Genomic DNA, 14,871 nt, shown 5'->3' with positions numbered 1-14,871 from the left:
GTCACCGATCCGAACTCGCACCGACTCATTTTATCCGACAGAAGCTCTCCATTCATTACCCTTACAGTCCGTACGTGCCATTATATAAATTGAACAAAAAGATATTTACACTTACCACTCCGATAACAGAACAACCTTCCGATCGCTGTTATCCCCAGATTTTTTGATTCCTTTTACAAAGGGGAAAATCCGGGGATAAAGGCGCAGCGTATGCTTCCGATGTAGCTTTCTTTCAGAAAGCTTTTAGCTCCGCTTCTTCAGGTTATTTCTGTTCTCTACGTTCTCATGTAAATGTTTAGTTCAAAGTATATAGCCAGGTCATCCTGACTTAATACGCTCTTGCAAACACAACCGTGTGTTCTGCCTGTTCACCACAAGCCAGGCACGTATGCTTTTCTTCCGCAGGCTGGAACGGAATGTTCCGGCTTGTTGCACCTGTGACTTCTCTTACTTTATCTTCGCAAGCTTCTGAACCGCACCATCCAGCCAGTGTAAACCCGCGTTTATTTTCCATCAGTTCTTTCATCTCATCGAGTGTATCCACGGAGTAGAAGTTATCCGACATAAATGTGCGAGCACGCTCTAACATATCAACCTGGATCTGTGTCAGCATAGACTGGATTTCTTCTACCAGGTTTGCTTGTTCTACTACTTTCTTCTCACCTGTGATGCGTGATACGAGTACACAAACACCATTTTCCATATCACGTGGACCAATCTCCAGACGAATCGGAACACCGCGCATCTCGTATTCATTGAATTTCCAACCTGGGCGAACATCGCTGCGATCATCCATTTTCACACGGACTCCAGCTTTTTTCAACTCAGTGAACAACTCATCTGCACGCCCAACAACAGCATCACGCGTTTTCGGAGGTCCAATTGGGATCATGACCACTTGTGTTGGTGCCACTTTAGGAGGAAGTACGAGACCACGATCATCTCCGTGAACCATAATTAATGCACCGATCAAACGTGTGCTTACTCCCCATGAAGTAGTGTAAGCCAGCTCCAGCACATTATTTCGGCTAAGATATTGGATTTCAAATGCTTTTGCAAAGTTCGTCCCCATGTAGTGAGATGTACCTGCTTGTACAGCACGTCCATCCTTCATCATGGCTTCGATCGAGTACGTATCCACCGCACCCGCAAACTTCTCGGATTTGGTTTTCTGACCCACAATTACAGGAATAGCCAAGTATTCCTCAACCACTTCACGATAAATCTCCAGCATTTTCATCGTTTCTTCACGTGCTTCTTCTTCCGTCTCATGCGCTGTATGACCTTCCTGCCACAGGAACTCACTTGTGCGAAGGAAAGGCAACGTTCTTTTTTCCCAACGAACTACGTTAGCCCACTGGTTGATCAGTACCGGAAGATCCCGATAAGACTGAATCCACTTGGAATACATGTGACCAATAATCGTTTCGGATGTAGGACGGATTGCCAGACGTTCTTCCAGCTTCTCTCCGCCAGCTTCCGTAACCCATGGTAATTCAGGGTTAAAACCTTCCACGTGCTCTTTTTCCTTTTGAAAGAAGCTCTCAGGAATGAACATCGGGAAGTACGCATTGCGATGACCCGTTTCCCGGAAACGACGATCCAACTCATCCTTAATGTGTTCCCAGATTTCAAAGCCGTCTGGTTTAAACACAATACAACCGCGTACGGGTGCATAGTCCATGAGATCAGCTTTTTTGATAACATCAATGTACCAGCGTGAGAAGTCCTCACCCTGTGGTGTGATTTCAGTCACGAACTGTTTATCATTTTCCTTTGACATAAGACTCCAGCGTCCTCCCATAACGACTATCTCTGAATGTCCAGAGCGTAGTCCAACCGTAATTATCCGTTAATTAAACGTAATATATCATTGTAAGTTACTGCCAGCATCAACACAAACAACATCGCAAATCCGATGAAATGCACCATGCCTTCGCGATTGGGATCAACAGGTCTGCCGCGCAGCGCTTCAATTCCTAAAAAGACCAGACGACTGCCGTCCAGTGCAGGTATTGGTAGCAGGTTGAAAATCCCAAGATATAGACTCAAAATCGCTGCCCATCTCGTTAACTGCTCAATCCCTTGTTTAGCAATTTGCCCTGTCACTTCGAATGTACGAACTGGACCACCAATATCATCCATGTTGAATTGATTGATCAGATGTTTAAAACCTTCAAATATTACTTTGGTTGTATCAACCATGGCCACGCCTGAGACTTTAAATGTCTCTACAAATCCAACAGATCGGGTTGGTAACGTAGGTACGATTCCCACTTTACCGCCCTCTTGTCCTTCTACAGCACGTGGAGTAATCGTTATATTAAACGTATCCGAACCCCGGCGCAGCGTCCATTCCATCGGCTTGTCTTTGGAATCGGCAATCATCGACACCATTTTTTGTGAATCTGTACCAATCACTGTACCATTGATCGTCTCAATAATATCACCTTTTTGCAGGTTCGCCTGATCGGCTGCCCCACCTTCAAGCACTTCACCAATTTCAAGATTTTTTGGATTTTCCACAGGAACTCCTGCCATCTGCGCATATACAGCAAACAGCACAAAGGCTAAGATAAAGTTCATGAGTGGGCCTGCAAAAATAGCCAATGCACGCTGTCCAACGGTTTTGCTGCCGAATTGACGATCTTTCGGTGCAATCTGCGTTTGTTTACCACGACTTACCAACATTGCTTGAGGATGAATACGATACTCCTGAATCTCACCATCTACATCCAGTTGAAGCTTCAGGGCGTTCTCCATATCAATGGAGATAACTTCACCACGTATTACATTTTTACGGTTATCCAACTGATCCAGATAGATCATCTTCACCTGGTCATCCGCTGATCTTACCGCAATGGTCTGTCCTTCCTGGATCTCTACCAGTTCCGGATCTTCCCCTGCCATCCGTGCATATCCACCAAAAGGCAACAAACGCAATGTAAACTGGGTCTCGTTTCTTTTATATGAGAACAATTTGGGACCAAAACCGATCGCAAACTCCCGTACAAGAATACCGGCGCGTTTGGCAAAATAATAATGCCCCCATTCATGAACCGTCACGATGACAAAGAACATGAGCACCGTTAGAAATACCACTTGTATGGTTTCCAATCCCTATCCATCCTCCTTCACGGCACATACCGCAGTCTGTCCCTCTAGATTATCATTATTCTCTGATGCCGCACAAGAGAATCACTTCTTCCAATTTGTTATGAAAAAAGAGATTACAGACTGGCCGCAAGCTTACGGCTCTCCTGATCACAACGCGCGATCTCCTGCAGATCAGGCTCGTCCACATTGTGGTGTGCTTCCAGCACAGAAGCAATAATATCTTCTATTTTAAGGAATGAAATCTCTTTACGCAAGAAACGGGCTACAGCAACCTCGTTGGCTGCATTAAACGCCGTTGTTGCGGTTCCTCCCATTTTACCACACTCATACGCCATTCTTAAACACGGGAACCGTACCATATCCATCTCACGGAAATGTAATTTCCCAGCTTGAGCAAGAGACAGACGCTTTGCTGGTGATGGCAAGCGGTCAGGGTAAGTCAGTGCATATTGAATTGGAACTCGCATATCCGGATTCCCCAGTTGTGCGATGATGCTGGTGTCATCAAATTCCACATAGGAATGAATAACACTCTCTGGGTGAAGTAATACATTAATCTGATCATATCGAAGACCAAATAACCAATGTGCTTCAATGACCTCGAGACCCTTGTTAACCATCGTTGCCGAGTCTATCGTAATTTTGGACCCCATTGACCAATTCGGATGTTTAAGCGCATCCTCTATAGTCACGCTCTTCAACTGTTCACGGGTAAGATCACGGAATGATCCACCTGAAGCGGTGAGCGTAATGCCTGCCAAGCGTTCTCTGTTTTCACCATTCAAGCATTGGTATATCGCAGAGTGCTCACTATCGATGGGCAGCAAAGAGACTCCTTTGGCAGCCGCTCTTGTAGTAACAATATGTCCCGCCGTAACCAATGTCTCCTTGTTGGCCAGCCCAATCTGTTTGCCTGCGTCTATGGCAGCAAGCGTTGACTCCAATCCAACACTCCCCACCACCGCTGTTACAACCGTATGCGCATCAGTTCCTGCCGCAACTTCTACGAGTCCTTCTGTGCCATAAAATAGTTGCGTTCCTGCAGGCAAATGTGGAGCTACCTTCTCCGCCAATTCTTTGGACCCCACCGATACTTTCTTCGGCCGATAACGTTTGGTTTGTTCGATCAGCAGGTCTGTATTGCCTCCGGCAGCCAGTCCCTCTACTTGAAAGAGTTCTGGATGCATGTCAACTACATCCAGTGTCTGGGTTCCAATAGAACCGGTTGACCCAAGAATCGCAATTTTTTTCATGCTGCACCTCATCTTAAATTATCCAATGCCTACGGCGAACAATGCTGGTATCTCAGACTCATGTTCTTCTTTAGTAGGGCAGTAGCATTAGTATATGTACGAATGGAAAAACAACAATCCAGCTGTCGCACCGATCAAGAATGCCTCCATGCCCTGGGAGAAGACTGCCTGAATCCTTGATATTATATACACGTTTGTATGCAGACTGGATCAAGTCACCCATCTGACCTACAACTGCACAGGCAATTCCGATCACAATCGCTCTCTGCCAGGAAAGTAAACCATCTGATACTAATGCAAAAATAACAGAAGTAACAATTGCAATCACGATGCCACCCAGTGCACCCTCCACGGTTTTGTTTGGACTAATGGAAGGCCACAGTTTGTTTTTACCAATTAGTTTCCCTACAAAATAAGCTCCTGCATCACTGGCCCATATGGAGCCCAGCAAAAGGAACGTCCAGAACAATCCATGATGCAGATGTCTGGATTCTGCAATGTAATAGAAACCGATCCCTATATACAACACGCCAAGGAAAAGCATGGCCACTGTATTCACGGGAACCTTATTTTTGGTGACAACCGAAGCTGTCATCAGTACAAGCATTACTATCCAGATGACCTGAAATAAGGATAGCGGTCTTGCCTCCCAAAGCATTTCCCAAGGAAACACAATGGCAAAAACACCAGCATATCCAATCAGGGCCACACCTGAAAAAGGCATCACCCCGGTCATTTTAACAAATTCATAATAACCGATGAGAGCCATAAGCAATACCAAACCATGGTACCAGGGTCCGCCCAGCATGCAAAAACCTAAAAACAACACACCTGCTATGATTCCTGTCGTTAATCGCTGTTTCAACGGCTTCATCCTCCATCTATTTCAAACCGCCGTAACGCCTTGTTCTGCGCTGATATTCGGCTACTGCTTCAAGCAAATGCTTTTTGCCAAATTCGGGCCAGTATATATCCGTAAACCATAATTCACTATATGCAAGCTGCCAGAGCATAAAGTTGCTTAATCTCAACTCTCCACTCGTCCGGATCAGCAGATCCGGATCGGGCATGTCAACCGTCAGCATATGTCTATCAATGAGTTCAGGTGTTATGTCCTCTGCCGATAGTTCCCCCGATTTCACCTGCAGAGCGATCTGTTTAACACAGTCCGTCATTTCACGACGACTTCCATAGTTCATTGCAAAGTTCAAAACGAGACCTGTATTATGTTCCGTAAGACGAATGGCTTCCCGCAAGGCATTAATGGTATGAGAAGGTAAATGTTCCTCTTGACCCATCATGCGAATGCGCACATTTTTTTCTATAAGTTCATCCAGCTCTATGGCTAGAAATTCTTGCGGAAGTCGCATCAGAAAATCCACTTCTTCTTTTGGACGCGTCCAGTTTTCTGTCGAAAAAGCGTACATCGTCAGATATTTGATGCCCAGTTCATCCGCCGCGATGGTCGCACGTTTGACCGCCTTCATGCCATTTTGGTGCCCGGCTATACGCGGGAGTCCCAAACGTTTGGCCCATCGTCCATTGCCGTCCATGATGATGGCGACGTGCTGCGGGATATTGTCCTCGGATATAGTCAGCGTTTCCTGCTTGTCAGCCCCATTCCACCACGACCGAACCCGTTTGATCATTCCTGTTCCTCCAAAATCCCTGAAGTTTCTTTATCTGAAGCTTGGAAAAAGAGACAAAACCCCACCGTATTGGAGGGGCTGCGCTTGTCTTACACTTCCATGATTTCTTTTTCTTTGGCAGCGAGTACCTTATCGACTTCAGCAATAAACTTGTCGGTCGATTTTTGGATGTCGTCCTGATGTCTCCGCGATTCATCCTCGGAAATATCTGACTTTTCCATTTTCTTGATGTCATCATTCGCGTCACGGCGAATGTTACGAATCGCTACTTTACCTTCTTCACCGAACTTCTTCGTCAGCTTAACAAGTTCCGCTCTGCGTTCTTCCGTCAATGCCGGAATAGACAAACGGATCATGCTACCATCATTGGCTGGAGTAAGACCCAGATCCGATTTCATGATGGCACGCTCGATGTCACCCATGGAGGATTTGTCCCAAGGCTGAATCATCAGTGTACGGGAATCCGGAGTACTGATATTAGCGAGTTGATTCAATGGCGTCATTGCCCCATAATACTCTACCTGAATTCGATCCAGAAGAGCTGGAGTTGCGCGGCCTGCACGCAAAGTAGCCAGGTCACGACGCAATGCTTGAATTGCTTTTTCCATACGCTCTTCGGCATGTTGTTTAACCGCTTGTGGCATTAATCTACACTCCCTTTAACGATTGTTCCGATACGTTCGCCCAGAACAACACGTTTGATGTTACCTTGTTCCGTAATGGCAAATACGATCAACGGGATGTTGTTGTCCTTACAAAGCGAGGATGCCGTTGAATCCATTACACCAAGGTCTTTGTTAAGAATATCCATGTAAGTCAACTGATCAAATTTCACAGCTGTACTGTCCTTAAACGGATCTGCTGAGTATACACCATCAACTTTATTTTTGGCCATCAAGATAACTTCTGCTTCAATCTCCGCTGCGCGCAGTGCTGCTGTTGTATCCGTGGAAAAGAACGGGTTACCTGTACCTGCTGCAAAAATAACGACCCGGCCTTTCTCCAGATGGCGAATAGCTCTACGACGAATATAAGGCTCTGCAATCTGTTGCATTGCAATAGATGTCTGTACACGCGTAGGCACTTCAATCTGTTCCAAAGCATCCTGCAGTGCCAGCGAGTTCATTACTGTCGCCAGCATACCCATATAATCGGCAGTTGCACGATCGATGCCGTTTTCGCTACCGGCAATACCACGCCAGATGTTTCCGCCGCCACATACAATAGCAACCTGTACACCAAGTGCAACAACCTCTTTTACCTGTTGGGCAATCGACGAGATCGTATCTGCATCAATACCGTAGCCGTTTTGACCGGAAAGAGACTCTCCGCTGACCTTTAAGACAACACGTTTAAATACTGGCTGTTCCAATTATTCACCCTCCACTTTGAATCGAACACGCTTGGTGTCCAACCAACAAAACTTCTCGCGCATGGCCTCCTGCTTAAAAAGAAAGGAACACAGTTGTGTTCCGCTCTTTTAGGAAAAACGTTTAACCGGTAAGGCACTGTTTTCCTGAGATATAAGGGAGTTTACGCTTCGAAGTTTCATCATTCTTATATCTTCGAAAATCAATTCTGCTCGCCGGTTTATAGAAACCGTCTTATTTGTTTACTTGGGACATTACTTCTTCTACGAAGTTGTCTACTTTTTTCTCAAGACCTTCACCCAGTTCGTAACGAACGAAACGACGGATGGAGATGTTTTCACCAATTTGGCTGATTTTTTCGTTCAGCAATTGAGAGATCGTTTTGTCTGGATCTTTAACGAAAGTTTGTTCCATTAGGCAGTACTCTTCGTAGTATTTACCGATACGGCCTTCAACCATTTTTTCAATGATTTTCTCTGGTTTACCTTCGTTAAGAGCTTGAGCTTTCAAAATTTCTTTTTCTTTTTCCAGCTCTTCTGTAGGAACTTCTTCGCGTGTAACGAATTTAGGATTAGCTGCAGCGATTTGCATAGCTACATCTTTAACAAAATCCTTAAATTGATCCGTTTTACCAACGAAGTCTGTTTCACAGTTAACTTCAACCAAGACACCAATACGTCCACCAGCGTGGATGTAAGATTCTACAACGCCTTCAGTTGCTGCACGGCCTGCTTTGCTTGCTGCTGCAGAAAGACCTTTCTCACGCAACAATTCAGCTGCTTTTGTTACATCACCGTTTGCTTCTTCCAGTGCTTTTTTGCAATCGAGCATACCAGCGCCCGTTCTTTCGCGAAGTTCTTTTACTGCACTCGCATTAACTGCCATTATAAATTCCCTCCAAAATTAAGTATTGTACGTACACTCTAAAAAAAGGGCAGTGAGAGGTTATCCACCTGCCAACCACCCTTTTCATTTAGTTTATAACATATGTTCGAATCTATTAAGCGGAAGTTTCTTCGCCTTGGTTAGCTTCGATTACAGCATCAGCCATTTTACCTGTCAGCAATTTAACAGCGCGGATCGCGTCGTCATTACCTGGGATAACATAATCGATCTCATCCGGATCGCAGTTAGTATCAACGATACCTACAATTGGGATACCCAATTTGCGAGCTTCCGCAACAGCGATACGCTCTTTGCGTGGATCGATGATGAACAGGGCGCTTGGCAGGCCTTTCATATTTTTAATACCGCCCAAGAATTTCTCCAGACGATCTTTTTCTTTGCGAAGCAAGATAACTTCTTTTTTAGGCAATACAGCGAATGTACCGTCTTCTTCCCAAGCTTCCAACTGTTTCAAACGATCAATACGTTTTTGAATAGTTTGGAAGTTAGTCAGGGTACCGCCGAGCCAGCGTTGGTTAATGTAGAATTGACCAGCACGTTCAGCTTCTTCTTTAACGGAATCTTGAGCTTGTTTCTTAGTACCCACGAAAAGAATTTTACCATTCTCTCCTGCGATTCCTTTAACGAAGTTGTAAGCCTCTTCGACTTTTTTCACCGTTTTTTGCAAATCGATGATGTAAATTCCGTTTCTTTCAGTGAAGATATAACGATCCATTTTTGGGTTCCAACGACGAGTTTGGTGACCGAAGTGTACCCCAGCTTCGAGAAGCTGCTTCATGGAGATTACTGCCATCTTCACACACCTCCTAATATGGTTTTTATTGTGTCCTCCGCCGGCATCATTTTTCGCCAAGACTCTCCATAAGGAAAGCACCCTCAACAAAATTAGCACATGCGTGTGTTTTAACACCGTTATCTAATATATCACAACTGACTGTCTGATGCAACAGTCTTTGAAGCTAAAATCTACTTTTTACTTTTTGCTAGTATCGAATCATTTTAAATCTGATATGTAAATCAACACTAATTATTATCAAGCTTTGAAAATGCACCGTTTAATACGCAAAAACCGCCCTGTCCGAGCATGCTCAGTTTGACGGTTCTTTCGTAATTTTTGCGATAATGGATTTGAAACTTTCACCTTTTTCAAGCGCATAAGTACCCACTTGGATTTTGGTATTGATTCGCTCAGCCTTGCCAGCCTTTATGAATGCTTGAGCATCATCTACGATTCCCGCGGTTTTGAGATTTGCTGCTACGATCGCCAGACTATTGCCTGAACGTACTTTGAATGATACTGTTGCGCCTTTTGGATTGCTTGGCGTTACAGGTTCTGTTGTCTTCGGCTCTGTTATCTCTTTCCGCCCTTCACCTTCACTTACAGCAGGCTCTTGTGGCTTCTCAGGCTCTGCGGGTGTTTCCGTAGAGGTTACTGTCTCAGGTGGCGTTGCTGTATTCCCCTGCAACTCACTGCTCTCCTGCTTTTTCTTTGCTACCCACTCTGCTTCTGTGTATAGTTCCTCTTCAGAACCGACCAACTTCATATCCAAGGTTTTTGCGACTGTTTCAAGCTGTTCTTTGGTCATATTGGCGGTCTGCTCGGGGTCCAGATTACTATCCGACAAAGCATTTTGTCCAACTGTGGCCAGTTGAAGCAAAACCGCACCAATAATCATGCCGCTCCCCAGACCAATCCATAAGGATCGCTTGTCCATGACTTAGCTTTCCTCCCGTTCTGCCAGTTGCAGTATTAACTGTACCTCACCACGCTGAATACCTGTCTGCTTGGATATGGCATCCATCGACTTACCCTCAGCGTGTAGATTAAAGAGTTCTGCATATCGATCTTTAATAGATTCACGCCCAGGCAAAGATTCGACTTCACTGGTCTGTACGTCTGCTTCTAAAGCCTGCTGGGCCGCCTCAGCTTGTACACTTTTCACGAGGGCTTGTGCTTGCAAACCTTCGGAAGATTGTACGGATACATTCCCGGAGTGTGGAACAGGTGATGCGACAGGTTCGTTCTTTTTGCTCTGTTCGAGCTGATCCAACCGCTGCTGTAATTCCTGAAGTTGCAATTGCATACGTTGATCGGCTGCTGTCGCTTCTCCCTTCATTTCAGCCACACGTTGAATAAGAGCATCATTATCATTTTCGATCTCGGTCATGTAGTGTTCAAGCGTAGATTCCATCTCCTGCACCAGTTGATGCCCGGGCTCTTGCGCCTTGTTTTTCCGAGGCATTATATAAGCGTAGGCGATGGCGCAGGCCCCTAATATGACAATAATGATCCATGGTGACAAATTGGGTTCTCTCCTTCTGATTCAACCATCGGTGCGCAAGACTCCATGTCCATAACAACCATTTATTATAAAGACAGATCTATGTGTTTTCCTTTGTACGGGTGCTCTGCAGGTTTAACAGTTTCTTGAGCCTGAGCAGTCTCCTGTCCATCGGAACCACTCTGCTGATCCCCATCATGTTTATGACCATCACGCACCGAAGTCTGTGAAGTTTCGTCCATTGCTTCACTTCGTTGCCTTGCTTCATTTGCTTCTTTCGACGTTTGCTCTGCCAAAAGATTCTGATCCGTAATCGGTCGCTGCTGGGCTTCACTTTGATAACGTCCCGCTTCACTTGTTCGTGGTACCGCAATCTGCAACTCCACTGCTTTGAAACTCATACGCTCACCTCACGGTTTCGAATGGATTTCTTCCTGTGCCTGAATGCTGTACTTAAACGTATGGAACCATCGTAATATCACCATCGTGATAATAAAATGAAATTCGACTCACTGGATCTTTAATAAATTTCGTGTATCTGCCGATAACTATTTTAGAGCCGCCATAAATCATCTTCAGAATATCAACACGAGCTTTACTTGTATCTTCAAGTGCCTTCTCAATTTCAAAGATACGCATTTTCGTTTCTTCACTTATACGAAGAGCGGATTTCTGCGTAGCATTCAGCTTGATTCGCATCGACATCTTATCTGGAGTTAGTTGTCCAGCGGCAGCTAATTGATCCAGCAATGTCAAAGCTTTCTTCGTTTTGTCCAAGGAATCCATCTGCTCTCTGACTTCCTTGCGCAAATCATTAAGTTCGTTACGCAGCTTTGGCAGCACACCAACTTCAATGGAAGTGACCGTGGACATGCTGTTGCCCACAACACGCGCTGAGACGTTCTGACCAGCCTGGATCGAGCCACCAACGATAAGACCTTTGGTGCCCGCACAGATGACACCATAGCCAGCACGAATATTGGAATGCATAATACTTTGGGAAACCAGAACATCTTCACCGGCATCCACGTTGCCTTCTTGAATGAAAGTACACTTGACATTATGGCCTGCTTGTACCAGTCCTTTGTTATAACCAATAATACCACCGGTAATTTCGATTGAGCCGCCTGCTTCCAGTTCAGCTCCTTCGACACCTCCGACGACACGAATGTCACCTGCTGCTTTTACTTTAAATCCGGTAAGTACATTGCCTCGTATGACAACGGTGCCTACAAAGTCGATATTACCGTTATTGTAATCAACGTCACCATTGACTTCATAAACCGGAAACACATTCAGTTTGTTACCGTCCGTTTTGGTAACCAGCCCATCCAGTGCAGCATACATCGCAGAACCATCCGGGTTAATCACAACGTTTTTTCCAACTTTAAACCGAGCTTCTTTTCCCGGACGATAAGGAATTTCCTCACCCGTTACTGCCCTGCCTGGTATGCCATCGCTAGGAGCGATCCGCTCTGCAATGATCTGACCACTACGAACATTGTTTAACCGGGTCACTTCTTTGTAATCGACGGTTCCATCTTCCGATTCCAATGGTCGTCGTTCATTCGTATCGTCCATCCCAACCAGGACCTTGATGAAGCCATCTGTTCCTTGAATGGGAGCGACACCTTCTGCAATCTTGTATTTATCTTTCAAATAGGTTTCAGGATTGCTCACAAAAAGTAATAATGCCTCTCGCGATACACCTTGTTTGATGCCCTTGTCCGCCACAAATTGTTCAAGTTCATCGATCGTGCAGGCAAAGCCTTCTTCCTCTTTGGAAAATTCAAGGTAGGCTGTGCATTTGTCGTCCGATAAAACAATGTTTAAACATTGTTCCAAAGCAGTCCGCTGTGTCACTGCAATTCTTCCCCCTTTTAGACTTTCCACTCCCCAAACTCCAATGATATTACTTCTCTTTATTAATCTTTACGCATCAACAAATCTTTCTGTTTGTCCAACGTGCCGCGTAATCGTAATATTGCCTTGGAATGTAATTGGGATATACGAGACGGAGAAAGAGACATAACCTCAGCAATTTCACTAAGAGAAAGATCTTCGTAATACAAGAGTGAAACAACCGTTCTCTCTTTTACCGTCAACTTGTCAAGCCCTTGCACCAAAGCTTCCTTCAAATAAAACTCATTCACTTTATAATCTGGATTTTTGGCTTTCTCATCCACCATCAAAGACAGACGAGTCTCAGACTCTTCCTCACGAATTGGGTCCTCCAGCGAGCAAAGTGACATGACTGCCACTTCCTGAAGCATATGTTGAAAATCTTTAGTGGATACGTCCAAGTACTCGCTCATTTCCTCATCACTAACAGACCTGAGATAACTTTGTTCCAACTGTTGGTAGGCGTCTTCAATTCGCTTGGCCTTCTCCCTGACAGAACGCGGAACCCAATCACCTTGACGCAGACCGTCAAGAATGGCTCCGCGGACCCTCCATGATGCATAAGTTTCAAATTGCAGACCACGTTCATAGTCGAACTTCTCCAATGCATCAATTAACCCCATAACGCCATTGCTCTCCAAGTCATCCTTGGGAACATTTTTGGGCAAACCAACAGCCAGTCGACCGGATACATAATTTACAATATGAAGATACTTTTCAATCAAAGTTTTCTTGGCTTCAAGATCTCCATGTTCTTTCCACTTTTCCCACAGATCAGAATGGTTCAAATGTGAAGCTTTACGCTCGTTCAATTGCTTTCACCCTCCTTATTTGTCTGTCAGGTGACGAACGGCCTGCGCCAATTCCTCCGGATCCTTGGTCCGGACAAGTTTAGGCGGATCCAAAGGGGCGAATCCCGTTGGAGCTTTCGTCTCAGATGGCGGAAGATCGTCCCCAGATGAAGCGTTCTGTCCACTCTTGAGCAAATCATTCAGCTCTTGTCCATCGTCTTCGATTTTAATGTCCACCTGTGAACCTCTTTGATCTTGAGCATTTGGTGAATCATAACCATACCCATTTCCCTCGATCTGAGGGTTCAGCAGCAATCCCAATCCCCAGCGTAAACCATATGCAAGGACAAACCAGGCTACGAATCCGATCAATCCGCGAATTAAACTGGTCATCAGCACATTGCTGCTGTATGCTACAAAAAAAGTAAGAATAAACCCAACGATGCCTGCTCCAAGATTAATGCGGTAGTTTCCTATCATAGTCTTATAGTTCCTTTACACCCATTTGTACACTTCGAATAGTCAAAAGTCCAGTTTCACAGTCCATCTCAATCGTTCGTCCATAATTCCCACCCGTATCTTCTGCTAGAAGAGGGATATTGAGTTTTTGAAGCCACTCTCGACAAGAATCTGCATTCCTTGGTCCAATGCGCATTGTATCTCCAGCACCAGCAAAAGCAAACATCTGAGAGCCTCCGGCCATTTTAGACACAATACGTGAGCGAGAAGCGCCTAGTTTAATCATCTTTTCCAAAAGTTCAGGCAACGCCGTATCCGCATATTTCGCAGTGTTCAGTTTCCCTTCACGGGCGATCTCTGAAGTAGGAAGCATGACATGCGCCATTCCAGCCAGTTTCAAATGTGGGTCATACATTGTTAATCCCACACACGAACCCAAGCCAGTCGTACGGATTACACCAGGAAGATGAGCGATGTTTAAATCCGCCATACCGACTTTAACGACGCTTTTGTCCTCAATCATGGCTCAGTGGCACCCCTAGCGATTCAAATATCTTTGCAAAAGATGGTGGATCCGGAATGAGGAAAAACTGACCCTCAACTTGATCTTCACCTTCAAAGAAAGATGTGTCAATTAACAATGCAGCGTCACCCATCTCGCCAAATTGCAGCAAGCCATAACTTAGAATGGCACCCGCCATGTCGATGGCAAGTCCAGGAACAGTTGGATACATAGACAACTTCGTGAAATCTGCCAAAGAAGAAAGATAGGATCCAGCCAAAATATTTCCAATTTCGGAAAGTGCTGATTGTTCCATATCTGTAAAATCGAGTCCTTCTTTCAGATCAAACCCGGCAAGTCTATTCAACAACATTTTAGCAGCCTCTGGTGTCATCATAAAGAAAAGATTTCCCGGTGCTTCGCCTTCTACACGAAGAAACACGGTAACCACGATGCGTTCATCTCCGCCCACTTTTTCGGCAACTTCTTCAAAAGGGAGCATTTGTACTGTAGGTACACCCATGTCAATCGGTCTGTTGAGGAGTTGAGACAACGCCGTTGCGGCGTTGCCTGCTCCAATGTTACCGACCTCTTTGAGCACATCCATCTGGAATACCTCAAATCGGTTGAACATCTCCAC

At 45.2% G+C, this 14,871-nt stretch carries 17 protein-coding genes; all 17 read right to left on the bottom strand.

The features are described 5' to 3' along the window. Positions 1–328 precede the first annotated feature (328 nt). Positions 329–1,783: a proline--tRNA ligase gene (proS, locus tag QNO02_RS11180; RefSeq protein WP_062833824.1), complete on the bottom strand. Its 1,455-nt coding sequence runs from the start codon at positions 1,781–1,783 to the stop codon at positions 329–331. 62 nt (positions 1,784–1,845) lie between these two features. Then, a complete protein-coding gene (gene rseP / locus QNO02_RS11175; RefSeq protein ID WP_091031857.1) occupies positions 1,846–3,117 on the bottom strand; it encodes an RIP metalloprotease RseP in 1,272 nt (423 codons plus the stop codon). Between the two features lie 113 nt (positions 3,118–3,230). After that, positions 3,231–4,370, bottom strand: coding sequence for a 1-deoxy-D-xylulose-5-phosphate reductoisomerase (locus QNO02_RS11170; protein WP_091031860.1), 1,140 nt, complete (start codon positions 4,368–4,370; stop codon positions 3,231–3,233). A gap of 70 nt (positions 4,371–4,440) precedes the next feature. Next, on the bottom strand, positions 4,441–5,235 hold the full coding sequence (locus QNO02_RS11165; RefSeq protein ID WP_091031861.1) for a phosphatidate cytidylyltransferase: 795 nt from the start codon (positions 5,233–5,235) through the stop codon (positions 4,441–4,443). A gap of 16 nt (positions 5,236–5,251) precedes the next feature. Continuing rightward, the gene (uppS, locus tag QNO02_RS11160; protein ID WP_017689151.1) at positions 5,252–6,019 is read right to left on the bottom strand and encodes an undecaprenyl pyrophosphate synthase; all 768 of its coding nucleotides are present in this window, start codon (positions 6,017–6,019) and stop codon (positions 5,252–5,254) included. Positions 6,020–6,108: 89 nt separating this feature from the next. Next, entirely contained in the window at positions 6,109–6,663 is a 555-nt protein-coding gene (gene frr / locus QNO02_RS11155; RefSeq protein WP_017689152.1) for a ribosome recycling factor, read from the bottom strand. Then, positions 6,663–7,391 carry a UMP kinase gene (pyrH, locus tag QNO02_RS11150; RefSeq protein ID WP_017689153.1) on the bottom strand — a complete coding sequence of 243 codons (729 nt, stop codon included), beginning with the start codon at positions 7,389–7,391 and terminating at the stop codon, positions 6,663–6,665. The genes frr and pyrH overlap by 1 nt, the downstream gene beginning before the upstream one ends. 232 nt (positions 7,392–7,623) lie before the next feature. Beyond that, complete coding sequence (tsf, locus tag QNO02_RS11145; protein WP_062833819.1) at positions 7,624–8,274, bottom strand: translation elongation factor Ts; 651 nt, start codon at positions 8,272–8,274, stop codon at positions 7,624–7,626. 115 nt (positions 8,275–8,389) lie between these two features. Beyond that, on the bottom strand, positions 8,390–9,088 hold the full coding sequence (gene rpsB, locus QNO02_RS11140) for a 30S ribosomal protein S2 (RefSeq protein ID WP_017689155.1): 699 nt from the start codon (positions 9,086–9,088) through the stop codon (positions 8,390–8,392). A 295-nt stretch (positions 9,089–9,383) separates the two neighbouring features. Further along, a complete protein-coding gene (locus tag QNO02_RS11135) occupies positions 9,384–10,010 on the bottom strand; it encodes an endolytic transglycosylase MltG (protein WP_133384330.1) in 627 nt (208 codons plus the stop codon). A gap of 3 nt (positions 10,011–10,013) precedes the next feature. Continuing rightward, on the bottom strand, positions 10,014–10,598 hold the full coding sequence (locus tag QNO02_RS11130; RefSeq protein WP_133384329.1) for a hypothetical protein: 585 nt from the start codon (positions 10,596–10,598) through the stop codon (positions 10,014–10,016). 65 nt (positions 10,599–10,663) lie between these two features. Continuing rightward, positions 10,664–10,978 (bottom strand): hypothetical protein, encoded by a 315-nt coding sequence (locus tag QNO02_RS11125; protein ID WP_091031869.1) that lies wholly within the window; start codon positions 10,976–10,978, stop codon positions 10,664–10,666. Positions 10,979–11,030: 52 nt separating this feature from the next. Beyond that, positions 11,031–12,440, bottom strand: a complete 1,410-nt coding sequence (locus QNO02_RS11120) for a flagellar assembly protein A (protein WP_289392035.1) — start codon at positions 12,438–12,440, stop codon at positions 11,031–11,033. Positions 12,441–12,502: 62 nt separating this feature from the next. Next, the gene (locus tag QNO02_RS11115; protein ID WP_017689160.1) at positions 12,503–13,291 is read right to left on the bottom strand and encodes a FliA/WhiG family RNA polymerase sigma factor; all 789 of its coding nucleotides are present in this window, start codon (positions 13,289–13,291) and stop codon (positions 12,503–12,505) included. 15 nt (positions 13,292–13,306) lie between these two features. Continuing rightward, on the bottom strand, positions 13,307–13,750 hold the full coding sequence (locus QNO02_RS11110) for a hypothetical protein (protein WP_076208888.1): 444 nt from the start codon (positions 13,748–13,750) through the stop codon (positions 13,307–13,309). Positions 13,751–13,754: 4 nt separating this feature from the next. Then, positions 13,755–14,252, bottom strand: a complete 498-nt coding sequence (locus QNO02_RS11105; RefSeq protein ID WP_091031874.1) for a chemotaxis protein CheD — start codon at positions 14,250–14,252, stop codon at positions 13,755–13,757. Continuing rightward, entirely contained in the window at positions 14,245–14,865 is a 621-nt protein-coding gene (locus QNO02_RS11100; RefSeq protein WP_091017763.1) for a chemotaxis protein CheC, read from the bottom strand. The genes QNO02_RS11105 and QNO02_RS11100 overlap by 8 nt, the downstream gene beginning before the upstream one ends. Positions 14,866–14,871: the final 6 nt, after the last annotated feature.

The organism is Paenibacillus sp. PK1-4R (assembly GCF_030369595.1).
GTDB lineage: Bacteria > Bacillota > Bacilli > Paenibacillales > Paenibacillaceae > Paenibacillus.
The sequence above is the reverse complement of the archived record's forward strand: the minus strand, read 5'-3'. Positions and strand labels throughout refer to the sequence as shown.